Origin of the sequence: Solibacillus sp. FSL W7-1472 (assembly GCF_037969775.1) — a bacterium.
GTDB classification, from domain to species: Bacteria; Bacillota; Bacilli; order Bacillales_A; family Planococcaceae; genus Solibacillus; species Solibacillus silvestris.
This window is the reverse complement of the sequence record NZ_CP150208.1, coordinates 3,699,695-3,724,880: the sequence shown is the minus strand read 5'-3', so window position 1 is coordinate 3,724,880 and position 25,186 is coordinate 3,699,695. Positions and strand designations below refer to the sequence as shown.

The window sequence follows — 25,186 nt, the reverse complement described above, 5'->3', positions numbered from 1 at the left end:
GGTCAATTTTTGATTCCTGGAAACAAGCAGAAAAAAGCTCGCTGTAAATGGAAAATACAGTGAGCTCAGTATACAATATTCCTAAAGGTTAGCGGGAGGAAGGATATCCTCAATTGTTCGTGCTAATTTTAATGCTTTTAATTGGAACTGTTCATAAAATCGTTCTGTACCTGCACCCCCTATAAAAAATGAAATATGTTCGTGAACTTGTGCTAATTTTTCAAGTGTGTGAACGGATTGGGCAAATTCGTTGTATGCAATCTCAGTTGATCCGGTTAGCAAAACAATAGCCGGCTTCTTCAGGGCGATGGCAGATTGTATTGCTGTTGGAGCAGGTGAAGGACCGAGCATTAATGTACGGTAACCTCGCAACATACATTGAATAAGCAAAATTTGCATTGGGATTTCATGTCTCTCTCCAGGTAGACAGCTCCCTAACGCGAGTGGCGCATCGTCCGGAACAAAAAAGTGTCGACGAATGTGGCTTAAAAAGTCACGCACTGTTTGACTGCTAATAGCTTCTTGATATTCTCCCCATGCTTTTTCACACCATAGCTGTCCGACTTCATGAAGGAAGGGAACAACAATGTCCTGAATCAGCTTCTCTACTCCGAATTTATGGTGGGCTTGTTCTAGCAAATGCAAAATTTCATGCTCATTTGCTTCTGTACCAGCCTGGATCAGTGCTTTGTGGAAGAATGATACAGGGTCTGCTTCTGGTATATCCTTATTTTTAATGTAGTGATCTACCGCCTGTTTGATTGTCATACCGCTATTTATATATTGTTTCAGCTGCATTAACGTCTGAACTTCATCTTCCGTATACACTCGATAGCCATTGTCTAATCTATCGGGTTGAATGATTTGGTAGCGATCTTCCCATTTTCGGATCAGTTGTTTAGAAAGATTTGTTAAGCTGGATACTTGTTGTATCGAATAAGTCTTTTTAGTCATATTTTACCACCTCCTAAAGTGATCCTTTATTAAACTCTATTCAACCGAAAAAGAAAGTACTTGTCAAATGTTTTTCGTATATTGTACAATGTTTGTATAACTTTAGTTAAGGGTACCATAAAATGTCATGAGTACCTTGTAATATTTGGAGAGCTAAAAAGAAGAAGAGGGGGGCTATGTTATGGCTAAACATCCATTGGAAAAATGGGGAAGTGTAATGGGCGGTAAAAAAACACGTTGGATAGTTGTTGCATTATGGATTATGTTTGCGGTTGTGTTTGCACTTATCTTCCCGCAAGTTAATAGTGTTGAAAACTATTCGGGTGATGAAATCCCTGATACTTATACTTCGATTCAAGCAGGAAACATTATGGAAGAAGAATTCTCGTCAGATAGTGGTATACCACTATTAATTACTTGGTACAATGAATCAGGTCTTACAGAAGAAGATCTGACAAATATTCAAGGGTTATACAAACAACTGGCAGATGAGCCGTTAGATGGGCAGGAAACAATTCCGCCATTCCATGAACTTCCCGTTACAGCATTAATGGGTTCACTTTCTGAGAACGGTGCAGCACTTGTCACACCTGTTTTCTTCTCAACTGAGAAAAACTCAGATGTTTTAAAAGAAAATTTAGCGATTATTCAAGAACGTACAGAAAGCCAATTCGGTGAAAATCCGTATGATACAAACTTGGAAGATAAAGGACTTCATGCCCGATTTTCTGGACCAGTTGGTATCTCAATTGATGCGACAGATCTTTTCAAAGCAGCTGACGTACAACTTATGATTGCCACTGTAATTATAATTTTAGTCATCTTATTAGTAATTTATCGTTCGCCAATTTTAGCGATTATCCCGTTAGTAGTAGTAGGGATTGCATATTTAGTTGTAAGTCCTTTACTGGGTGCTATGGCTGAAAATGGATGGATCGATAAAGATGCGCAAGCGGTAGCGATTATGATTGTTTTACTGTTTGGTGCAGGTACGGACTATTGTTTATTTTTAATTACACGTTATCGAGACATATTGTTGACTGAAGATAATAAATTTACGGCATTGGCATCGGCTGTTCGTGAATCAACAGGCGCAATTGTAATGAGTGGTTTAACAGTTGTAATCGGTTTAGCGACATTGGCATTGGCAGATTACGGCGCATTCCAGCGTTTTGCCGTTCCATTTAGCTTTGGTGTATTAATTACAGGATTTGCCGTAGTTACATTGCTCCCTGCCGTTCTTGGCATTTTAGGCCGTGCAGCATTTTGGCCGTTTGTTCCTCGTACGGAGGAAGCTGAAAAAGCGAATGCAGAAAAGAAAAACAAACCGTATAAACCACGTAAACCAAATCACCGTTATATGCGTGCGATTGGTGAATTTGTTACATCAAAACCATGGCTTGTCATTATTGTAGCGGGAGCGGTTTTAATCGGTTTAGCATTCGCTTCCACAAATATTAAATACAATTACGATTTAATATCTTCATTCCCTGAAGATATGCCTTCACGTGAAGGATTTAAAATTATTGAAGAAAACTTTACACCAGGTGAATTGGCACCGGTTCAGTTATTAATAGACAGTGAAGGTACTGATCTGGACATTACAGAGCAACTGTTAAGGCTTCCATATGTCGGTGTAGTAAAAGAAATGCGTACAGGTGAGACAAATAACAATATCCAACTTTATGAAATCGATTTGGATAAAAATCCATATTCGAATGAAGCAATGGATGATGTTGAGCAAATGAAAGACGATGTTAAGGGAATTCTTGCGGATAGCAATCTGAAAGACGGCCAATTCTGGATAGGGGGCGAAACAAGCTCTCAACTAGATACAAAAGTTGTTCAGTCGGGCGATGAAAACATTATTCAGCCTGTTATGATTATTATTATTTTCATCGTATTATTAGCTTACTTACGAGCTCTAATTACATCAATTCAATTAATGGTAACAGTAGTGATATCCTTCTTCTCTGCTTTAGGTGCAGGTTGGCTGATCATCCATTACGGTTTAGGACACGAAGCAATGGCAAGTTCGATTCCGCTATATAGTTTCGTATTTATTATCGCATTAGGTAACGACTATAATATTTTCATGATTTCTGATATATGGAAAAACCGTAAACGCGGCGCTGCGCATAAGCAGGCTATTTCAAATGGTATTGCTTCAACAGGTGCAGTTATTACGTCAGCGGGTCTGATTTTAGCGGGTACATTCTTAGTATTGGCATCATTACCAATTCAGCTATTAGTACAATTCGGTATTGTTACAGCGGTTGGGGTACTGCTTGATACGTTTGTCGTACGTCCATTGCTCGTACCAGCCCTTATTACGGTATTTGGTAAGTGGTCATACTGGCCGAATAAAAAGCTTAAAGAATAGCAAAAAGCGTACAGCTCCCTAATGAAGGGGGCTATACGCTTCTTTTTTATGAAGAAGTTAATGAACCGGATTGCAGGCGATACATAAGTTCATACTTACCGCCAAGTGCGACAAGTTCATCATGGCTGCCTTGTTCAACAATTTCACCACGGTCCAATACTAAAATTTTATCTGCATTTTTAATAGTGGAAAGTCGGTGGGCGATAATAAATGTCGTACGTCCCTTTTTCAATACATCCATTGCGTGCTGAATAATTTCCTCTGTTTCTGAGTCGATATTCGATGTCGCCTCATCCAGAATAAGAATAGCCGGATCAAATGCAAGCGCACGCGCAAACGAAATTAACTGGCGCTGTCCGGAAGAAAGGGTACTTCCTTTTTCAATAACAGGCTCATCAATTCCTTTTTCAAATTTCGATAAAACACGTTCGCCACCGACTGCTTCTAGCGCTTTTTCAACAGTTTCTCTTGAAATCCGCTTATCATTTAGGCTAATGTTCGAGGCAATCGTTCCGGTGAACAAATACGGATCCTGCAATACGATTCCCATATGTTCGCGAATCGCTTGGCGAGGAAGTTTCGTAATATCTTTCCCGTCAATGATAATTCGGCCTTTTTGCGGGTCGTAGAAGCGGAACAGTAAATTCATAATTGAGCTTTTCCCTGAACCTGTATGACCGACAAGTGCGATCGTTTCGCCTTCTTTTGCTTCAAAGTGAATATTTTTCAATACATATTCATCATTTTTATAGGCGAATGATACATGATCAAACACAACATTTCCTTTATAGCGTTCGATTCGTTCTGTACTTACAGCTTCCCCTTGCTGATCAAGCAGTTCAAATACCCGAGATCCTGCAACTAAAGATCGTTCCAGCTGAGAGAACTGGTTGACTAAGTTCGTAATCGGATTGAACAGGCGTGTAATATAATCAACAAACGCATATAGCGTACCGGCTGATACTGCTTCAGGCATTGTCATTGATTGGGTGCCGAAGTAATAAACGAAAACTGCAAACATTCCAAGACGTAAAATATTTACGAGGTTATGTGATGTCGCAGAGTCCAGCAATAAAAGCTTACGGTTGTATTTGTAATGTTCATCATTCATCTCGTCGAACTCTTGCTTCATCTGTTCTTCACGGCGGAATGCCTGAATAATCGTCATCCCATTAATCGATTCGTTGATCATTGCGTTAATGTCCGCAATTTTTGTTCGAATAATATGGTTGTACTGGGAAGCGAATTTCCGGTATAAAATCATCCAAATATAAACAATCGGAACAAGCAATAGAGCAAACAGTGCCATTTTCCAATTTAGTATAAATAATGCTATATATACCCCTGCAATGGTAATAAAGCTGTTCGCAAATTGCGAAAGTACAGTTACATACAGGTTGCGGATTGCCTCTGTATCATTTGTGACACGGGCTACAACTTTACCGGCCGGCAGGTTATCGAAGTATTCAATTGGTAGCTTTTGAATATGACCGAAAACATCCTTCCGTAACTGCTGGATAACGAAGTTTGCACCTCGTTGTAAAAAGATGAACATTAAATATCGGAACACTGCTGTCAGAACAGACAATAAGAAGAAAATCGATAATAAGATTGCAATCGGTTCTACTTCCAGATTACCCGGTTCCATATGATGATCGATAATATATTTGGCAATGAACGGTCCGGCAATATCTGTTGCAACGGCAATTGTTAATAAGGCTAATCCGATTAAAATCGGTTTTTTAAATTTCAAAGCATACAGGTACAGTCGTTTTGATGTACTCATTGCTCCACCTCCTCAAGCTGCTGGCGGTCAAACTGCTCTTTGTACCAACCACCTAAGCGTAGAAGCTCTTCATGTGTACCTCGTTCAACGATATAACCATCATCCAGCACGATTATTTCATCCGCATGCTGAATACCTGACAGGCGGTGAGTTGAAATGATCGTCGTTTTTCCAGCGCGCTCTGTTTGTATATTTTCAATGATTTTTGATTCTGTTTTCGCATCGACTGCTGATAAAGAATCGTCCAAAATTAAAATTTCCGGATCTTTAATTAAGGCACGTGCGATTGATACACGTTGTTTTTGACCACCTGATAAAGATACGCCTTTTTCACCGACAAGTGTTTCAATGCCAAGCGGTAAATTTGATAAATCTTTTTCAAAGTCTGCTAAACGAATGGCTTCCTCGATTTCGCCAATCGTAGCATCCTCTTTCCCGAATAAAATGTTTTCGCGGATTGTGCGGGAAAATAGTACATGGTCCTGTGGCACATAGCCGATCCAGTCCAATATTTGTTCTTTTGTCATTTGTGCCAAGTCCGTATCATTAATGGCGATTTGCCCATTGCCTAACGGATATTCACGTAACAGTTGGCGAATAAATGTTGTTTTCCCTGCACCTGTTTTACCGACAATACCGAGTGTCTGCCCTTTTTTCAGATTCAGTGAGATTTGCTGCAAGTTTTTTACCTGAGATAGAGGATACTGGAATGTAAACTCAGAAAACCCGATAGAATTTGGTACTTGGTGCGTCATTGGTGAAGGAGGGTTTTGTACATCCGCTTCATATTCCAATGTGTCCTGTACACGGTCAAGTGAAGCACTCCCTTGCTGCATGACATTGATCAGCTCGCCAATAGCAAACATTGGCCAAATTGCCAAACCTAAATATACGTTGAATGAAACGAGCTGACCGACCGTTAGCTCAGAATTTGAGACAAGAACAGCACCATAGCCCAATGCGATGACATAACAAATGCCAGTTCCAATTTTTGTGATTGGCATAAAGAGTCCGTTAATATAAGCGACGCGCATGTTTTTGGCAAAAATGTTTTCGCTCATTTCAGCGAAGCGTTCTTCATCTTTTCCTTCTTGAACGTACGCGCGGATTACGCGAGTTCCCGCAACAGATTCCAACACATTGTCATTCATCTCTCCGAATGCATCCTGTGCTTTCATATAACGTTCATGAACAATTTTTCCTAAATATTGAATGATTAGAGCCATGACAGGAATCGGGAGCATCGCGAAAAATGTCAGCTTCCAAGAAATGAAAAAGCCCATTGCTAAAATAATCAATGCCATATAGACCGTGGAATCAATGAGTGTCATAATACCAAAGCCAGCTGTCAATGTTACGGCATTCAAGTCGTTTGTAGCTTTTGCCATTAAGTCACCGGTACGGTTTTTTTCATAAAATGTAGGAGTCATTTTTAAAAACTGGTGCATCAGTTTTTTACGTAATATACGGTCCAGTGCGATCGAACCGCCAAACAGCTGGTATTGCCAGATGAAGTTTAAAGCGTAGCTCACGATGGCAGCGCCAATAACGAAGCCTACATACTTCAGCAGCTGCATCTGATCCATATCTCCATTTGTCATGTCATCAATGGCTTCCCCTAAAATCCATGGCGGCAAGACTTCGATAAAGCTCGCCAGCATAAGGAGCACAATCGCAATTGTATATTGCTTACGGTACAGTTTTAAAAACCACTTTAATTTCACAAATACATTAAACATTACGTATACCTTCTTTCTTCATTGTTGATCGTGTTGCTACCCATCATCGTATCGATCCATTTTTAATAGTTTTCGCTGCCAAATGATAGTCATATAAAGCCCTCCTAAAATGTTGTTACACTAAAATGCATCGTACATTTTCCGCGGATATTTAAAAACACGGCCAATGCAAACAAAAAAGACACCTATTCCGATTTTTCGAAAAGGTGTCAAAACGAAAAGGGCACAGGGGGAGTCCACACCTGTGCTTTTTATTTACAAGTACGTGCGAAATTAAAACAAAAGTTCAGGTTAGGGCAATATGAAATTGTCGCTGTTGAAATTGGTAACTTTACAATTGGTGTCATCATATCCCTAAACTCCTTTCCTTGTTTTAATTTATTTAGTGTTCCTTAATAATATTGGAGGTAATTACCATTGTCAATATTTTTTGAAAACATTTTATTTTCAGTATTGAAATTTAATGGTTTACTTATATTTAGATAAACTTAGCTATATTTTGAGCGTAACAAGTACTGAGAAAGTCATCGGAAGTTTGAAAATTGTTTATTTATTCTGTATCTTGAAAGTAATACATCAAAAGGAGTGAGGCAATGATGAAGAAATTGTTATTGGTCATGTTATTTGCGCTCGTGCTCGCAGCGTGCGGGACAAAAGAGATGAGTGATGATGTAAATAATGTCCCGGGAAATAATACAGACAATGTGACACAAGGTAGCTCTAAAGTGAAAGAGGAAAAGATTACATTATATAAATCAGATGAGAATGCAGAGAATACCGTTCCATTTGAAGAAAATTTCAATAGCGATGACGAAGAACTGGTGCCATTTATTTTTTCAACAGTAAATGAGCATGATGTAGTGTTGCTTGACTATACAATGGAAAATAAGGATAAGAGCTTAGTGCTTAATTTAGGTGACGATATATATACGATTCAAGGTTCTGCAGGTGCCAATATGTTTGTTGAAACGTTAGCACGCTCTTATTTTGAGAATTTACCTGAATTGCAGGATATCACGTTTATTTATAAAGGATCAGATGAACCGATTCTCGATCATATGAATATAGGTGAACCATATGCACGACAAGATTTTGATATGTAGATGGGGGATAGCGGAAGATGAGGCAGCTATGGACTAATGGCAAAATATATACGATGGAGCAAGAAGGGGCGACCGTTCAGGCAGTGCTTGTACAAGATGGTAAGATCGTGGAGACAGGGGCTTTCGACGATTTACTAGTATATGCAGATGACGTTATCGACTTGCAGGGCGCAGTTATGTACCCCGGCTTTGTAGATAGTCATCTCCATATGATAGGACACGGTGAAAAGTTGATGCGTCTTGATTTGACAGTAGCAACAAGTGGGGAAGAGCTTGTGCAACTGGTTAAAAATGCGGCAAGCCAACTACAGGATGGGCAGTGGCTCATTGGGGACGGATGGAATGAAAATCAATTTACAGATGGCCGTATTCCAACGAAAGAGGAATTGGATGCAGTAACAAAAAACCCTCTATTCCTTAATCGTGTGTGCCACCATGTTGCTTTAGTGAATTCAACCACACTTCATTTAGCGGGTATTACAATAGATACTGAAAATCCCGAAGGCGGAAAGATTGGACGCCATGAAAACGGTGAGCTGAACGGACTGTTGTATGAACAGGCAACGAATCTAGTGTCATCACTATTCAAACAAGAGGGAGAAAGCTATATTGAAAGTTTAGCGGAAGTATTGCAGCTGGCCATTGAACATATGCAATCCTATGGTTTAACCGGTGGGCATACAGAAGAGATGGGCTATTACGGCCATTATACGAATCCGCTGACTGCCTATCATAGCGTAATAGGTGAACGAAAGCATTTCCGTGTCAATTTATTGCGTCATCATACGGTATTTGAGGAAATGGTAACAGACAATGCACAATTTGATGAGCCATTCATCGAGGCCGGTGCGATGAAAATTTTTGCGGATGGTTCATTAGGTGGCTCTACGGCTGCATTATTGACGCCATATGCAAATGATGAACATAATAAAGGGATGCTCATTCATACGGATGAACAAATGGAAGCACTCATAAAATTAGCGCGGAAGTATAATGAAGCCGTAGCCATTCATATAATCGGTGATGGCGCAATGGAACAGGTGCTTCAATATTTAGAGAAATATCCTGTAGCTGACGGGAAGCGCGATCGCCTGATTCATTGCTGCATCGTGTCGGAAGAACATCTTGCCCGAATGAAGAAACTGTCGATTATATTGGATTTGCAGCCGGCCTTTGTTACATCGGATTATCCATGGGTAACAGAGAAGCTTGGTGAAAATCGCCCTGGTCATCATTATGCGTGGAAAACGTTTATAGAAGAAGGTTTAATATGTGCGGCAGGTACTGATGCACCGATTGAAGCGATGAGTCCATTTGAAACAATATATGCGGCAGTGGAGAGAAAGAAACCGAAAGATACACATGAAGGCTATAATGCTGAACAAAAGCTTACCCGTTTTGAGGCAGTGAAAATGTACACCGTTGGCAGTGCCGAAGCAATTTCTAAAGAAGACGAACGCGGATATATCCGACAAGGGTATGATGCCGATTTTACAATACTCGATACGGATTTAATGAACTGCAGCGCTGAAGAAATTTTACAGGCCAATGCATTATTGACCGTTGTTAATGGATCAATTGTATATAAAAAAGAATAATAGAGTGAAAGAACCGCATACTTATATGTGGTTCTTTTATCATTAAAATAACAGTAAAGAATAGTGGGAGTTGTGATGGAGCTAATCCAAAATATATTACCTCCGATTGTGGATGGGAAAACAAAAGTGCTTATTCTTGGCTCAATGCCAGGAAAGCAGTCACTGGAAAAACAGCAATACTACGGCAACCAACGGAATCATTTTTGGCCAATTATAGGAAAGCTTCTAGCAATCGATATTCCGGAAGACTATAACGAAAGAATCGCACTTCTTCGTAAACATTGTATCGGGCTATGGGATTCCATCGAAAGCTGTGAACGTGAAGGAAGTCTTGATGCAACAATAAAAAATGAAATACCGAATAACTTTTCGGAGCTGTTTAAAAAATACCCGCAAATACAGCTTGTCCTATTTAATGGCGGGAAAAGCTTTGATGTTTTTAAAAGACATATTGGGCTCCAAGTATTGGATGGACGGGCATATAAAAAAATGCCATCTACAAGCCCGATTCCAGGGAAGAATATTAAAACCTTTGATGAAAAAGTTGAAATATGGAGCATCTTACTGGATTATATACCTTGATTAAAAATCTGAAATGTTGATTTATAGCGCAATCCGTTCTTATTCGGTATGATAAAAATAAATCGTTGTAAAGGGGAATTGTTAATGTATCGTGTAGCAGAAGATTTTGTAAAAGATTGGGCAATCTCATCAAAAGGAGCATTGAAAGTAATGCAAGCCATTCCAGATGACAAAATGCATATCGCCATCGTAAATGATCACAATTCATTAGGATGGTTATCATGGCATTTAGTAAGTGTAGCAGGCGCATTCGGCCATTTTGCAGGATTGCAGATTCCGGGTCCAGGCCCTGATATGCAACAGCCGGCGACAATGACGGAAATTGTGGAGAAGTATGAAATGGTGCGCGAAGCTTATAAAAAAGAAGCGGCAACATTAACAGAGGAGCAGCTTTTAGAAGAGGTACCTGCATTTGGTGGTATGATGAAGCGCGGTGAGCTACTTAGCAAAGTGATCACACACCAAACGCATCATATTGGCCAAATGACAGTATTACTACGCCAAGCAGGTTTACCGGTACCTCCAGTAATGGGACCGACAAAAGAAATGCAATAAGAACTCAGCTCCGATTTTCGGAGCTTTTTTTAAAATTAAAAAAGATGCCCAATAATTGGACATCCGATACATTCTATTTCATGAAGAAATCATATCCATTTTTCGCAAGTAGCGTAATCGTAACAATAATGAAAAGGACACGCACATAGCCACTTCCGCGTTTAATCGCAAACCGTGAACCGACAATTGCTCCGACAATTTGAGCGGCCCCCATAATCAAGCCATATGTATAATTGATTTGCCCTAAATAGATAAACATTAAAAGTGCCCCGATATTACTCCCGAAATTAAGAAGTTTTGCATTACCGGCTGCCTTTAAAAAATCATAGCCGACCATTAGAAATGCAAAAATCAGGAATGACCCCGTACCAGGACCTAAAAATCCATCATAAAAACCAATTAGTGAAATCACTAGGAAAAATAAAACATACTTTGTTTTTGAAAGAGTTTTAACCGCCGAAATGCTGCCCCAATCTTTTTTGAATATTGTATAGACTGCTACAGCTGCCAGCATGATCAGCATTAATGGTTTCAATAAATTTGGATCAAGTAAATGGACAATCCAAGCCCCAATCATGGAACTAATAAAAACCCATGGGAAATACTTCATTACGGATTTAATATCAAGCTTTCCAGACCGATAAAAAGTAATAGTACTCGTTAATGATCCCATCGTCCCGGCCAGTTTGTTTGTTGCAACAGCTGCAGAGGGACTTAGCCCGGCAAACATTAATGCAGGCAGGGAAATAAGGCCACCGCCTCCCACAACAGAATCGATAAATGCTGCTAAAAAACCAAAACAAATTAAAATAATAACTAGTTGTGGGTCTAACTCAAATCCCATAAAAGAACCCTTCTTTCTTTACATAGAGCAATACTCTCATGCTATCGAAAATTAGGAGTAGTGTAAATAGTTAAAATTGTGATTCGATTATGATAAGCTAATATATTAGTATAATGGAAACGGAGTACACATATGAAGGAATATCAATTTTTATTATTTGACTTGGATGATACATTATTGGATTTTAAAGCTGCCGAAAAGTTGGCACTGCCGAAGTTATTTGAAGCATATCAGCTTCCATTGACACCCCAGACCGAGGATGTTTACCGAAAAATTAATACGGGCTTATGGCGCTCGCTTGAAGAAGGGCTGATCACTCGTGACATTTTAATGGAAACCCGATTTGGCAAGACATTTGAGCATTTTGGCATTGAAGTGGATGGCAAGGCATTGGACGCTGAGTACCGAGGCTATTTAGCAGAAAGTAAAGTGTTTGTTGAAGGCGCATTGGAGCTGATTCATACATTGGAACCTGAATATGAACTGTATATCACATCGAATGGGTTGGCCGAGACACAAATGAAACGCCTCCAAGTGACAGGCTTGGCACCTTATTTTAAGCAAGTTTTCGTTTCGGAAAATACAGGCTATCAAAAGCCGATGAAGCCATTTTTTGATTATGTTTTTGAACGAATTCCAAATTTCGACCCAAACAAGGCGATGATCATTGGTGATTCCTACAGTGCTGATATTATCGGTGGCGCAAATGCCGGAATCGATACATGCTGGCTTAATCCGTTTAATGCGGTACCATCAACAATTCGGCCAACTTATGAAATACAAAAGCTGGATCAGCTTTTACCGATTATAAATAGTCATAAAGCCAACTATCAACAGCCTATAGAAATTTAGTAATGGCACTAGTGTTATCTAAAATGAACTGCGATGACGCAGACAAGGAGTGAACGCAATGACCTTATTTTTATTGGTCGTTCTAATTGCGATTATAGGTTACTTTATTTTTAAATTATATACTCATGACAATACAACATTTTATCAATTGACCGGCTATTCCTATTTTGATGTGCTTATGAATAAGAGTGTTCGGATATCCTACCAGCTTGTAAAGGAATTGGAGCATGTTCAAGGTATAAAAAAAGTAATGGTGAATCTCCAACTTCCTGTTCATAATGAAGTCCAAACGATTGATGCACTTTTACTTCATGAATCAGGGATCTATGTAGTAAATGTGAAAGATAAATCAGGCTGGATTAATGGACGGGAGCAGGGTATTGAATGGATTGAGCTATTACATAAAAATAAAAAACAAGTATTTAACAACCCGGTCCATGAAACAAAACGTTTAACTCATGCATTAAAAGACCAGCTGCCGGAAGTAAACGGTACAATATTTGAAACGCTCGTAGTTTTTACGAATGGTTGCTCATTTCAGCAGATTGAAGTTCAATCTTCAAATGTAGAAGTGCTAAAAATGGCGGAATTAAAAAAATGGGCAAAAACACTTGAAGGAAAACGATTATCAGAAACAGAGATTGAAAGTGTGTACACAGCATTAGAAGCCTTTATGCACGGGAAAAATACGACATTACATTCAAAAACCGCCACACCGACAAAGTAAACAGAGCGAAGTAGTTTTTTCTACTTTGCTATTTTTATGGGAAAAATTTATAAAAAAATCCAATATTTTATTAACTTTTTGCTCTCTTCATACGTCTAATAAATAGAAGAGGAAAGGAGGGTAGTAGAATGGGCAAAAAAATAACAGTGCTCAGCATATTATGTGGAATATTAATAGTTTTCGGATATCGCCTATGGATCGATACACCGTCAACTTACGCAAGTAATAAAGCGGTTTCGATGAATGCTGCTTATTATGAGCCATCCGCTTCCAAAGGTTATATAAACGAGCCAACCGACAGCTTAAATAAAATGATGCCGTTTTATATGAATGACGGAGGGGCACCGGTCAGAAATTGTACAACATACATAAAGGTTGAAAATATATTGGATAATACGCAGGCCGATGTTGTACAAGAAAATGAACAACAACAACCTCCAGAACAACAGGCCGTTCATAAAAAAATTGCACTTACGTTCGATGACGGTCCACATAAAAATGTGACCGATCAAATTTTAATGACACTGCAAAAGTATGAAGTGAAGGCAACATTCTTTGTGCTCGGTCAAAACGTTGTAAAATATCCTGATGTCGTGAAAAAAGCGGATGCTTTCGGTCATGAAATTGCCAATCATACGTGGAGCCACAAAAACTTGACGAAGCTAAACGCACAACAAATGCGAGCAGAAATCGACCGAGCAAACGAGGCAATTTGTGATGCAACAGGAAAGACGCCTACGATGTATCGACCGCCGTTTGGAGCAATAGATGAAAAAGTAAGGGAATCGATCGATGATATAAAGCCGGTTCTGTGGAATATTGATACACTTGATTGGCAGCATAAAACACCGAAAAAGACATTGGCAAATTTAAAATCACAAGCAAAGGACAATGGGATTATTTTAATGCACGATATTCATCAGCAATCAGCAGATGCATTAGAGGAAGTTATATTGTATTTGAAAGAAGAAGGCTATGAATTTGTGACAACGAGCCAACTATTATAGATTGAAAAGTATTTGAAGGGAGTAGTGACCACTATTTCCTTTTTTTATTTGAATGAGTTTATGGTACGATACTAGCGAACACATATGAAGGAGGATCCATAATGGGTCTATTATCAAAACGAGCGTTAAGTATTCAGCAATTTCAATTCAATAGCCAACTTTTTGCCTGTCCTATTTGCCAACAGGGAATAGAGATAAGCAATGAAGGAAAAATGAGCTGTCTATCGAATCATACATTTGATGTGGCAAAACAAGGCTATGTTTATATGTTAAATCGACCTATCCAATCAATGTATGGAAAAGAATTATTCGAGTCTCGCCATACTGTCATTCAAGCAGGAATCTATGATCGGTTACAAGCCGCCATTGCCCGGGAAATCACAGTGGAACAGCCGGTAATTTTAGATACAGGTTGTGGTGAAGGTTCTCATTTACATCGTATTTGCGAACAGCTTGATCGCCCTGTTGGTGTAGGAATTGATATTTCTAAAGAAGGAGTAATCGCAGCGGCAAAGTATAATCCTGAACAGCTATGGTGTGTAGGTGATTTAGCCAATAGTCCATTCAACGAGCAATCTTTTGATGCGATTTTAAATATTTTGTCACCTGCAAATTACGATGAATTTAAACGGCTATTAAAACGGGGCGGTAAAGTAATTAAAGTTGTGCCACAGGAAAATTACTTAAAAGAACTGCGTAAACAGGCGTTTGCAAATTCGGAAAAGGAAAGCTATACAAATGCCGAAACAGTTGAGCGTTTTAAAGCAAGTTTTGCAAATGCAGAAGTAAAAAGAATTACCTATACAGTACCACTTGAAGCACATTTAGTACAAAACCTGCTTGAAATGACACCGATGGGCTGGCATATTAACGATAAAGAAAGTATTCAATTACAGGAAATTACAATTGATTTAGATTTATTAATTGGAATGGAGTGATCGTATATGAAGAAAATCTTAGTATTAGGCGGGACACGATTTTTTGGCCGTAAATTAGTGGAGCTTTTATTGGAGCAAAAGCATGAAGTAACAATTGTCACACGTGGTATGTCAGAAAATCCCTTTGGCGATGCAGTGGAGCATATTAAAGTGGATCGTAAAGATACGGAGGCTTTTGGGAAGGCATTGGAAAATCGTACATTTGATATTGTATATGATAATATTTGCTATTCGCCAAATGAGGCAAAACAGCTATGCGATCTGTTCAATGGTAAAATCGGCAAGCTCGTCTTCACCTCTACATTAGCTGTATATGAGGCAAATGGAAAGCCGCATTCGGAAGAAGATTTTGATCCGACTTCATATGGCATCATCATGGGAGACACACATGAATTTACGTATGGTGAAGGCAAACGTCTGGCAGAGGCGGTATTTTATAAATATGCGGAGTTCCCTGTAGTCGCGGTCCGTTTCCCGATTGTCATGGGAGAAGATGATTATACGCGCCGTTTGCATTTCCATATTGAGCGCATTATTAATAAGGAACCGATTGGATTTTTAAACATGGATGCGGAAATGTCCTTCATTCAGGCAACAGAAGCCGCTCGATTTTTACAGTGGGCAGGTAATGAAGATGTGGAAGGTCCAATTAATGCGATAGCAAATGGGGTTATTTCGTTAAAAGACCTTATTTCTCTTATTGAAGAAAAGACAGGGGAGCGCGCTAAAATAGCATTACTTGGGACAGAGGAAATCCGTTCACCATATGCCATACCTGCAACATGGTATATGAAAAATGACAAGGCGGAGCAATTAGGATTTTCGTTTAGTCAGCTTGAGGATTGGCTGTCTCCATTAATCGAGCAAATTGCGGGAACGACGGCAAAACAGTAGTGATTGAATGATGGTATTACTTTCAATTAAAATAAAGTGAGATTAACGATAAGGTAGGAATGAAACGTGTATAAATTTATTGCAAGAGTTGTGTATGGAATTTTAGGGGTTAACGGGTCAAAGGCTAAGGTATACGGGAAAGAAAATATACCGAAAGAAGGCGGCTTTGTCGTTGCCTGTACACATAATGGCTATATCGATATTTTGAATCTAGGAATATCTATGCTGCCTAAAGAAGTACATTTTATGGCTAAGAAACAATTATTTGATGTCAAAGGATTAGGTTGGCTCATTACGAGATTGAACGCATTCCCGGTAGATCGCGATAATCCGGGACCAAGTGTTATTAAAATCCCGCGACAGCTTATTAAAGAAGGAAAAGTAGTCGGAATCTTCCCGAGTGGAACGAGAAGTTCGGAAAACTCGGAACTAAAAGCCGGCGCAGTGACAATTGCCCAGTTGGCGAAGACTGAAATCTTGCCGGCTGCATATATCGGTCCGAAAAATGCAAAAGGTGTATTCAAACGCCAAAAAGGCTATTTAATTTACGGGAAGCCATTTACAGTTGGGGCAGGAAAAGAAGGCCGTGAACAATCTGTTCAATTTTTGGAAGATGAGCTGAACCGATTGACAGCACATTTGAAGGAAATGCACCCGGAAGTAAAATAACAGGAGCTGCGCGGAATCTTTCGTGCGGCTTCTTTGATTAGGGGTGGAAAAGAGATGAAGCAAGTACTATTCGTATGTTTGGGCAATATTTGCCGTTCTCCGATGGCGGAAGCTGTTATGCGTGATTTAATCGCTAAACGTGGTTTGACGGATAAAATTACAGTCGACTCAGCCGGCACGAGCAATTACCATATTGGAGAACCGCCACATAAAGGAACGACGGCAAAATTACAGGAATACGGAATTATGACAACCGGTATGCTTGCAAGACAGTTATGCACTTCCGATTTAGACAGCTTTGACTATATTGTATGTATGGATGAAAGCAACGTGAAAAATACAATCGAAATGCTGCGTGCTGAAGCTGATGCAAAAGTGTTCCGCTTCCTTGATTTGACGACACATAAAAAAGATGTTCCGGATCCATGGTATACAGGGGATTTCCAGGAAACGTACGATCTATGTGTAGAAGGCTGCGAGGCATTGCTGAAAAAGATCGAAGCCGATTTATAAGGTAGTTATTTTTGTATTAGGCGAAGTTTAGAAAGAAATCGAAGTGGAATTGAAAACTACTTCGATTTCTTTTGTTTTACAAATTAAAATTAGAAGTTATATGAAATCGTAAATAGGGTAATTATAGGGCAAAGAATGCCTGTTTTAGGTGGAGGGGAACACTATGGATGTAAAAGGAAGACGGAAAAGCAGTAATGTGGAGGACCGCCGTGGGATGAGTGCCGGGAAAATCGGTGGAGGTCTTGGCGGCGTCGGGATAATTATTGCCATTATTTTCACATTGCTCAATGGCGGAGATGCAGGGGATGTTGTTTCGGAAGTATCAAAGAGCATTACGCAAAACGGTGCAACTTCTGAAAACTATGAACCGACCGCTGAAGAAGAGGAACTGGCGGAGTTCGTTTCGGTAGTACTTGCGGATACAGAGGATATATGGCAACAATTGTTTGCTGACAATGGATTAACTTACAAAAATCCGACGCTCGTATTGTTTACGGATAGTGTAAGCTCCGGATGCGGAATGCAAAGTGCTGCGGTCGGGCCATTTTATTGTCCGGCAGATTATAAGCTGTATATTGATTTAAGTTTTTATAAAGAATTAAAAAACCGGTTTGATGCACCGGGTGATTTTGCGATGGCTTATGTAGTCGCGCATGAAGTCGGGCACCATGTCCAAACATTATTGGGCACATCCGAACAGGTACATGCGTTAAACGGAAAAGTATCACAAGCCAAGTACAATGAAGCAGTGAAACGTTTGGAACTTCAGGCTGACTATTACTCGGGTGTATGGGCACATCATGTCCAAGACAAGGGCTATTTGGAAGAAGGCGATTTTGAGGAGGCATTAACGGCAGCAAATGCCATTGGCGATGATACACTACAGATGGAAGCGCAAGGATATGTCGTACCGGAAAGCTTTACACATGGTACAAGCGAGCAACGGATGCGCTGGTTCAAAAAAGGATATAATGCCGGGACACTTCAAGGCGGCGATACATTTAGCTTAGAGGCATCAAAATTATAAACGAAACCTATAGCATGCCAAATGGTGCTATAGGTTTTTAATTTTTTTATGCAGAGTAATTTAAAATTATTTCAAGTTTATGTATAATAAATAAGTTAAATATATTTTTTCGTTTTTAAATAACGTTACTAATAGAGTATGAAAGAGAGTGAATAAAATGGGTCGTAAATGGAATAACATTAAAGATAAAAAGGCTGGGAAAGACGCAGCAAATAGTCGTATTTATGCTAAATTCGGTCGTGAAATTTATGTAGCAGCAAAATCAGGTGAACCAAATCCGGAATCAAACCGTGCACTGAAAACGGTTTTGGAACGTGCAAAAACGTATTCTGTACCAAAACATATTATTGAAAAAGCAATCGACAAAGCAAAAGGTGGCGGAGATGAGCAATTTGATGAATTACGCTACGAAGGTTTTGGGGTAGCAGGTACAATGGTAATCGTTGATGCATTAACAAACAACGTAAACCGTACAGCTTCTGAAGTACGTGCAGCATTCGGTAAAAATGGCGGTAATATGGGCGTATCTGGTTCAGCGGCGCATATGTTCCAAAATACAGCTGTATTCGGAATTGAAGGTAAATCAGAAGATGAAATTCTTGAAATTTTAATGGAAGCTGATTTAGATATGCGTGACATTATGGATGAAGAAGGCACAATTATCGTATATGTTGAGCCGGAACAGTTCCATGCAACGCAAGAAGCATTTAAAGGAGCGGGCATCGAAGACTTTACTGTAGCAGAGTTAACGATGCTGCCAATGACGGATGTGGCTTTAACTGGTGATGATTTAGTGAAGTTTGAAAAAATGATTGATGCATTGGAAGATTTGGAAGACGTGCAACGCGTTTACCACAATGCTGATTTAGGCGAATAAAAATCTAAGTCCAAAGATGATTCTTTGGGCTTTTTTTCTGTCTTCATTTACTTTTGGAAACTAACGGGAAATGGGTAGTTCTATTTACTTATTATTCATTAATAATATAAAGGATTCACGAAAAGAAGTTGCATTTAAATAATCTTTAATTCAAAATAAATTAAACAATTAAATATTATACTAGGAGATAGAATAGGCTATGAAAAGAATGGACAAATTAGGTAGTAGAATAATACTGATGATCGGCAGTATTTTCGCCGTTATTTTGCTATTAACCGTCATTATGCTTCAATATAACTCAGCGCGTTCAGTTCAATCATCCGTAAAAGAACGTACGATTGAAGTAGCTAGCAATATCGTAAAATACATAGATGTACAAAAGTATGAGCAGCTTATTGAAAAACCAAGTGAAAATGCAACATATTGGGAATTACGTGAACAGTTAAATGAATTACGTGAATACAATGGTGTCATGTATGCCTACACCTATTTTGTACCAGAAGAAAATGGGGAGATTTCCTTTTTAGTTGATGGCATGTCGGCAGATGATACTGAAAACGCCGGGAAACTGGGTGACCCATCAGGTTCTACAAAATACGAGCATATTGAGCGCGTTATCGAAGACGGCCAATTTGCATCAGACCTTTTAAGCAGCGATTTCGGTGAATATATTACCGGCATTGTTCCGATTAAAAATGATGCAGGAGAAACGATTGCCTATTTAGGTGTTGATATCGATGCTTCGTATATCAGTTCTTTAACAGAGAATGTAGCAAAAGAGATTGTCCCACTTATAGCGCTTATTTTCATTATTATATTTATCGTAGCTTTAATCGGGATTTATACCTATATCCGTCGGGCATTATCCCCACTACAAACATTAAATAAGGCAGCAGAAAATCTAGCTTCAGGTGATATTGTTGAATCACAGGCTACGTTGGACAAGCTGAGTTTTAAAACGAATAATGAAGTTACAGCGTTCGCTAAAAATTTCCAAAGTTCACTAGTCGAGTTATCTGCAACATTCCAAGTATTAAAGGAACGTACAGATGGGCTGGGAGAAGTAGTCGATTTAATCGAAACATCTACAGAACGTGTGAACACATCAAATGAAAAAATGGTAGAAAATATCGCCACGATTTCACACAGCGGGACATTACAGCAAGTAAGCAATAATGAAGTAAATGCTGCGATGAATGAAATGGCAATCGGCATTCAGAAACTGGCCGATACATTTAATGAGATTGCTGAAGTTTCTTCCGATATGACGAGCCTTGTTGAAGATGGCGCACAAAGTTCCGGAAAGGTAGTTGACCAGATTCAAGGGGTAGAAAAATCGGTAGAAAATACGGCTAAGCTAGTGAAGGAAATGGGGCAAAACTTCCATTCCATTAAAGAAATGGTGACCGTCATTACGAATATTTCGGATCAGACAAATTTACTTGCGCTTAATGCTGCAATTGAAGCGGCGCGTGCCGGGGAAGCCGGAAAAGGTTTTGCCGTTGTAGCAGATGAAGTAAAGAAACTGGCGGAAATGTCCAGATCATCAGCGGAGGAGATTTCAGATCATCTGCAAAACTTCTCGCATATAACGGATCGTTTACTAGTTGAGATTGATCTGACAACTACAGATGTTAAAGAAGGAACGATGGCAGTAGGTGAAATTGGTCAGCGTTTAAACCAAATTTTGAATTCCGTATTGAATGTCAACAACCGAATTCAGGATGATTCAGCAGTTGTCGAGCAAATGTCTGCTGGTGCAGAGCAAATTCTAGCTTCAACTGAGGAGATGAGTCGCTTAGTAAACGATACATCAGACTACGCTAAACATTTGGCACTTGCTTCAGATGAACAAACTCTCGTAGTCGATGATCTAACAAAAGCGGTTGAAGAATTGGATAGCCATTCACAACAAGTCGTATTGGAAATGAATAAGTTCAAGATATAAAAACCGGAATAAGCAGCAGAGACCTTTTCTCGGCTGCTTATTTTTATGTCTATTAACCTAAAATAAAGCTGGATAAATATTCTGAAAATAATTGCAATTTTTGCCATAATCATAAATAATAAAAGAGGGAATTTCGAATTCCGAATGAAGTGAACAGATGGGGTGAATGAGTTTGGTAACATTTAAAGACTTTGATTATAAACGTCCGGATCTAGAACAAATGAAAGAACAGACAGCAGCATTATTAGAAGAGTTTAAAGCTGCAACTACAGTAGATGAACAAAGCGAGGTCATCGAAAAATTAAATGCGATTCGCAACACATTTTCTACAATGGCCAATATCGTCTATGTACGTGCATCAATCGATACGAATGATGAATATTACCAAAAAGAGCGTGACTATTTTGATGAAGTAAGTCCAATGGCAGATGAGCTTGTATTTAATTACTATACGGAACTCGTGAAGTCGCCATTCCGTGCACAACTGGAAGAAAAATGGGGTACGCAACTATTTGCATTAGCTGAAAACTTATTAAAAGGTTTCTCGCCTGCAGTAATCGAGCTTATGCAAAAGGAAAACAGATTAACTTCTGAATACAGCAAGCTAGTTGCTTCTGCTCAGATTGAGTTTGACGGCAAAACATTGACGCTGGCACAGCTGGGACCATATGCAGAATCGACAGAACGTGAAGTACGTAAAGCGGCACGTGAAGCGAGTGCAGATTTCTATGCTTCAAACAAAGAAAAGTTCGATCAGATTTATGATGATTTAGTGAAGCTTCGCCATGAAATTGCGACAAAATTAGGCTTCAAAAACTATGTAGAACTGGGCTATGTCAATATGAACCGTGTTGACTACAATGCAGAGATGGTTGCCAAATTCCGCGAGCAAGTGCGTGAAAGTATCGTACCGCTTGCAACAAAACTGTATGAGCGCCAAGCAGAACGCATCGGTGTGGAAGACTTTAAATTCTATGATGAAGGCTTAACATTCTTAACAGGAAATGCCGTACCTCAAGGTGACCCGCAATGGATTATCGATAACGGTAAAAAAATGTACGAAGAACTATCTAAGGAAACAGGCGAGTTCTTCAACTATATGATCGAGCATGACCTGATGGATTTAGTTGCGAAAAAAGGTAAGGAAAGCGGCGGATACTGTACGTTTATCGAAGACTACGAATCACCGTACATCTTCTCGAACTTTAACGGCACATCCGGAGATATTGATGTACTGACACATGAGGCAGGACATGCATTCCAAGTGTATTCAAGCCGAAATATTGGAATTCCGGAATACTTATGGCCGACATATGAATCAGCAGAAATTCATTCTATGAGTATGGAATTCTTTACATGGCCTTGGATGGAGCTATTCTTCAAGCACCAAACAGATAAGTATAAATTCTCGCATTTAAGCAGCGGGTTACTATTCTTACCATACGGTGTAGCAGTAGATGAATTCCAGCATGTCGTGTATGAAAATCCACAAATGACACCAGCAGAGCGCAATGCTGCATGGAAAGAAATCGAGGCGAAATATTTACCGCATCGCGATTATGATGGACATGACTACTTGGAATCCGGAGCTTTTTGGCAACGACAAGGTCATATTTATTCAAGCCCATTCTATTATATTGACTACACGTTAGCGCAAATTTGTGCATTCCAGTTTTGGAAACGTTCACGCGAAGACTTTGATGGTGCTTGGAAAGACTATCTGCATTTATGCAGTCTAGGCGGGTCATTTGCTTTCACAAAACTTGTTGAAGAAGCGGGCTTAATCTCGCCATTTGACGAAGGCTGTGTGGAGTCGGTTGTAGGCACAATCGAAGACTATTTAAATTCAATTGACGATAAAAAGCTATAAAAGTTAAGAGGTTTGTTCCGCAAAGACTCCTTTGCGGAAGAAACCTTTTTTATTTTTTGTATTTTATGAACCTTTATGGCATGCTAAAACGTACATAGTTATAGTAAAAATATAAAGTAAAAGAAAGTTTGGGAAAGAGAGTGAGCCGATGACAAGAAAACTGTGGTTCCAAGTTGGCGTAGGTATTTTATTAACATTATTAATTATTAAATACTTTATTGAAATTCATTCGATATTTAATCCGATTATCATTATTTTTACAACAATCCTTGTACCGTTATTACTCGGAGGGGTGCTCTATTATATTTCAGAGCCATTGCAGCGTATATTGGAAAAACGGGGTATGCCGAGATGGGGTAGTTTAATAACGATTGTTCTTATAATAGCGGGTTTATTCGCAAGCTTTTTAATTTTGGTTGGTACTCCAATTGCAAACCAAGTAAACAGACTTGTTGAAAATGCACCGACGATCGCGAAGGATATTGAAGAAGCAGCTGATTTTATTTTAGATAATAAGGAAAATATTCCGATGTTACCTCCGCAAGTAGAAGAGTTTATAGCATCTGTAACCAATTCGATACAAGACATTGCTGTCACAAGTAGTAAATATCTTGTTTCTTTCTTAAGTGGGGCGGTAACCGTCACATTAACATTAGTATTAGCTCCATTTTTCTTTATTTTTATGTTGAAAGACCATGAAAAATTCGCTCCTCAAATTTATGGTATATTTTCCGGGGAACGCCGTACATGGGTGAAAAAAACATTAGAAGACATTGATAAAGTATTAAGAAGCTATGTACAAGGACAAGTATTGGTAAGCTTTTTACTCGCAATCATGATGTACATTGGTTATTTAATCATTGGTTTGGAATATTCATTATTACTTGCTTTATTTGCATTTTTCATGAATATGATTCCATTTATCGGTCCGTGGATTTCACTTGTACCGGCAGTGATTGTAGCATTGATTTATGATCCGATTTCCGTTATTTGGGTTGGTGTTATTACGCTTGTTGCACAGCAAGTAGAAAGTAACTTAATCACACCAAATGTTATGGGACGATCTTTGGATATACACCCGTTGACCGTCATTTCAATCGTATTGGCAGCAGGTAATATTGCCGGGTTTATCGGAATTCTGATTGCGATCCCTACGTACTGCGTCATTAAAGTAATCGTTCAAAATATTTATGAAGAACGCAAACAGATTAAGGAGACTGCCAATAAGACGGTATAACCTAGTTTATATGGCTAAGTTGCGGAGCATATGTGATAAGCATATGCTTCGCTTTTTAATTCTCGCCGGACACGGTATACTTAATAATTGAAAAGACATTTAAAAGGAGCAGACAATGCTAACATTTGAACAAAAACAAGAAATTATCGAATCATTTCCTCAGTTGACTAAAAAGGAAATTTCATTAAAACGTGTGAATTATCATTTTGAAGGAAGCCTTTACGAAAAATCGATTGTTGTAGAAAAGTTGCATCCAAACGGCAATGGCTTTGTTTTCGTCGGCGACTTATTGAAATATGAAAAAGAAGCGGGCGACAACGGACTAGTCAATATTCGTGACTACAGCGAGGAAGCGTTACGTGAAATAGTGCGCGACTCAATCAACTATTTATCTGAGGAAGAAGAAGAGATTTTACCGATTGTCGAGACGTGGACATCGCGTGAAGGAACGAAACTAGAGCTGGAGTTTAATGATCGTTCTTGGAATATTTATCATCAAGGAAATTTAGAGGAATCTTTCGGTACGCGTGAAGATGCTATCGCTTATTTACGTGAGGAAGGTTTCCGACTTTCAAAATAGATAAGTGAGGGAATTGAAGAATGGCACAACAGAATTCATCGAAAGAAATGTCCGGAAATAAAATGGTCAAGATTATCGTCGGTACAATTTTAGTAGCATCCGTTGTTATTGTCATTGTAATTCAAGCATTTTATATGTTGTGGGAACCTAAAGACCCGAAACAGATCGAGTTAAACAAAAGCGAAGAGTCGAGCGAAGCATATGCAGTTGTGCTGCCGTTTGAGGAACAACTGTATATAGGCTAGGTTGGTCGCTTTGATTTCTAAAATCCCCTTCATCGTTATAGTGACGAAGGGGATTTTTTAATTTTGGGGAGTGTGGGGTGGATGATTTTCTAATAAACAGGTGGAATTGTCTAATATATTTTAAAAAGTTCTAATAAAAGTCTCATTTTCTAATATACAAGCTCAATGTTGGTCTTCCGTCAATATTTCGGACAAACGTTAAGAGACTTTTTTTGCTACCGCCCTTCGGTTGCTCTGCTTTTCATCCCTCCATGCCCA

General features: G+C 39.1%; 23 protein-coding genes. 19 read left to right on the top strand and 4 right to left on the bottom strand.

Going from position 1 to position 25,186, the window contains the following annotated elements:
- Positions 1-81: 81 nt before the first annotated feature.
- The gene (locus MKY07_RS18575; protein ID WP_008405885.1) at positions 82-954 is read right to left on the bottom strand and encodes a MerR family transcriptional regulator; all 873 of its coding nucleotides are present in this window, start codon (positions 952-954) and stop codon (positions 82-84) included.
- A 181-nt stretch (positions 955-1,135) separates the two neighbouring features.
- Here MKY07_RS18575 and MKY07_RS18570 point away from each other — a divergent pair, with 181 nt between their 5' ends.
- Complete coding sequence (locus tag MKY07_RS18570; RefSeq protein WP_008405884.1) at positions 1,136-3,337, top strand: MMPL family transporter; 2,202 nt, start codon at positions 1,136-1,138, stop codon at positions 3,335-3,337.
- Between the two features lie 46 nt (positions 3,338-3,383).
- On the opposite strand, the gene MKY07_RS18565 is transcribed toward MKY07_RS18570, so the two are convergent.
- Together MKY07_RS18565 and MKY07_RS18560 are read right to left on the bottom strand one after the other, a co-directional pair.
- Positions 3,384-5,123, bottom strand: a complete 1,740-nt coding sequence (locus MKY07_RS18565) for an ABC transporter ATP-binding protein (RefSeq protein WP_008405883.1) — start codon at positions 5,121-5,123, stop codon at positions 3,384-3,386.
- Positions 5,120-6,862, bottom strand: coding sequence for an ABC transporter ATP-binding protein (locus MKY07_RS18560; RefSeq protein WP_008405882.1), 1,743 nt, complete (start codon positions 6,860-6,862; stop codon positions 5,120-5,122). Before MKY07_RS18560 ends, MKY07_RS18565 begins: the two co-directional genes overlap by 4 nt.
- Before the next feature lie 593 nt (positions 6,863-7,455).
- Between MKY07_RS18560 and MKY07_RS18555 the strand changes: the two genes are divergently transcribed.
- The 4 genes from MKY07_RS18555 to MKY07_RS18540 all read left to right on the top strand — a co-directional run bounded on the left by MKY07_RS18555 (position 7,456) and on the right by MKY07_RS18540 (position 10,700).
- Complete coding sequence (locus MKY07_RS18555) at positions 7,456-7,965, top strand: fructose 2,6-bisphosphatase (protein ID WP_014822488.1); 510 nt, start codon at positions 7,456-7,458, stop codon at positions 7,963-7,965.
- A gap of 17 nt (positions 7,966-7,982) precedes the next feature.
- Positions 7,983-9,563: an amidohydrolase gene (locus MKY07_RS18550; RefSeq protein WP_008405880.1), complete on the top strand. Its 1,581-nt coding sequence runs from the start codon at positions 7,983-7,985 to the stop codon at positions 9,561-9,563.
- Between the two features lie 75 nt (positions 9,564-9,638).
- The gene (locus MKY07_RS18545; RefSeq protein WP_008405879.1) at positions 9,639-10,145 is read left to right on the top strand and encodes a DNA-deoxyinosine glycosylase; all 507 of its coding nucleotides are present in this window, start codon (positions 9,639-9,641) and stop codon (positions 10,143-10,145) included.
- An 84-nt stretch (positions 10,146-10,229) separates the two neighbouring features.
- Positions 10,230-10,700 carry a DinB family protein gene (locus MKY07_RS18540; RefSeq protein WP_065216118.1) on the top strand — a complete coding sequence of 157 codons (471 nt, stop codon included), beginning with the start codon at positions 10,230-10,232 and terminating at the stop codon, positions 10,698-10,700.
- Between the two features lie 73 nt (positions 10,701-10,773).
- Here the strand turns inward: MKY07_RS18540 and MKY07_RS18535 are convergent, their stop codons facing one another.
- Entirely contained in the window at positions 10,774-11,544 is a 771-nt protein-coding gene (locus MKY07_RS18535) for a TSUP family transporter (protein ID WP_339263335.1), read from the bottom strand.
- Between the two features lie 132 nt (positions 11,545-11,676).
- Here MKY07_RS18535 and MKY07_RS18530 point away from each other — a divergent pair, with 132 nt between their 5' ends.
- From MKY07_RS18530 to MKY07_RS18465, 14 genes are all read left to right on the top strand, one after another.
- Positions 11,677-12,396: a YjjG family noncanonical pyrimidine nucleotidase gene (locus tag MKY07_RS18530; RefSeq protein ID WP_339263334.1), complete on the top strand. Its 720-nt coding sequence runs from the start codon at positions 11,677-11,679 to the stop codon at positions 12,394-12,396.
- A gap of 58 nt (positions 12,397-12,454) precedes the next feature.
- On the top strand, positions 12,455-13,123 hold the full coding sequence (locus tag MKY07_RS18525; RefSeq protein WP_339263333.1) for a nuclease-related domain-containing protein: 669 nt from the start codon (positions 12,455-12,457) through the stop codon (positions 13,121-13,123).
- Between the two features lie 128 nt (positions 13,124-13,251).
- Positions 13,252-14,130, top strand: coding sequence for a polysaccharide deacetylase family protein (locus tag MKY07_RS18520; protein ID WP_339263332.1), 879 nt, complete (start codon positions 13,252-13,254; stop codon positions 14,128-14,130).
- Between the two features lie 101 nt (positions 14,131-14,231).
- Positions 14,232-15,068, top strand: coding sequence for a putative RNA methyltransferase (locus MKY07_RS18515; RefSeq protein ID WP_339263331.1), 837 nt, complete (start codon positions 14,232-14,234; stop codon positions 15,066-15,068).
- A 6-nt stretch (positions 15,069-15,074) separates the two neighbouring features.
- Complete coding sequence (locus MKY07_RS18510; protein ID WP_339263330.1) at positions 15,075-15,962, top strand: NAD-dependent epimerase/dehydratase family protein; 888 nt, start codon at positions 15,075-15,077, stop codon at positions 15,960-15,962.
- A gap of 66 nt (positions 15,963-16,028) precedes the next feature.
- A complete protein-coding gene (locus MKY07_RS18505; protein ID WP_008405867.1) occupies positions 16,029-16,631 on the top strand; it encodes a lysophospholipid acyltransferase family protein in 603 nt (200 codons plus the stop codon).
- A 54-nt stretch (positions 16,632-16,685) separates the two neighbouring features.
- Complete coding sequence (locus MKY07_RS18500; protein ID WP_008405865.1) at positions 16,686-17,144, top strand: low molecular weight protein-tyrosine-phosphatase; 459 nt, start codon at positions 16,686-16,688, stop codon at positions 17,142-17,144.
- 163 nt (positions 17,145-17,307) lie between these two features.
- Entirely contained in the window at positions 17,308-18,171 is an 864-nt protein-coding gene (locus MKY07_RS18495; RefSeq protein ID WP_008405863.1) for a neutral zinc metallopeptidase, read from the top strand.
- 157 nt (positions 18,172-18,328) lie between these two features.
- Positions 18,329-19,048 carry a YebC/PmpR family DNA-binding transcriptional regulator gene (locus MKY07_RS18490; protein ID WP_008405861.1) on the top strand — a complete coding sequence of 240 codons (720 nt, stop codon included), beginning with the start codon at positions 18,329-18,331 and terminating at the stop codon, positions 19,046-19,048.
- A gap of 199 nt (positions 19,049-19,247) precedes the next feature.
- Positions 19,248-20,996 (top strand): methyl-accepting chemotaxis protein, encoded by a 1,749-nt coding sequence (locus tag MKY07_RS18485; protein WP_339263329.1) that lies wholly within the window; start codon positions 19,248-19,250, stop codon positions 20,994-20,996.
- A gap of 172 nt (positions 20,997-21,168) precedes the next feature.
- Entirely contained in the window at positions 21,169-22,866 is a 1,698-nt protein-coding gene (locus MKY07_RS18480; protein WP_155889486.1) for a M3 family oligoendopeptidase, read from the top strand.
- Positions 22,867-23,014: 148 nt separating this feature from the next.
- On the top strand, positions 23,015-24,103 hold the full coding sequence (locus tag MKY07_RS18475; RefSeq protein WP_008405857.1) for an AI-2E family transporter: 1,089 nt from the start codon (positions 23,015-23,017) through the stop codon (positions 24,101-24,103).
- A gap of 115 nt (positions 24,104-24,218) precedes the next feature.
- On the top strand, positions 24,219-24,683 hold the full coding sequence (locus tag MKY07_RS18470; protein WP_008405855.1) for a hypothetical protein: 465 nt from the start codon (positions 24,219-24,221) through the stop codon (positions 24,681-24,683).
- A gap of 20 nt (positions 24,684-24,703) precedes the next feature.
- A complete protein-coding gene (locus tag MKY07_RS18465; RefSeq protein ID WP_008405853.1) occupies positions 24,704-24,928 on the top strand; it encodes a hypothetical protein in 225 nt (74 codons plus the stop codon).
- Positions 24,929-25,186: the final 258 nt, after the last annotated feature.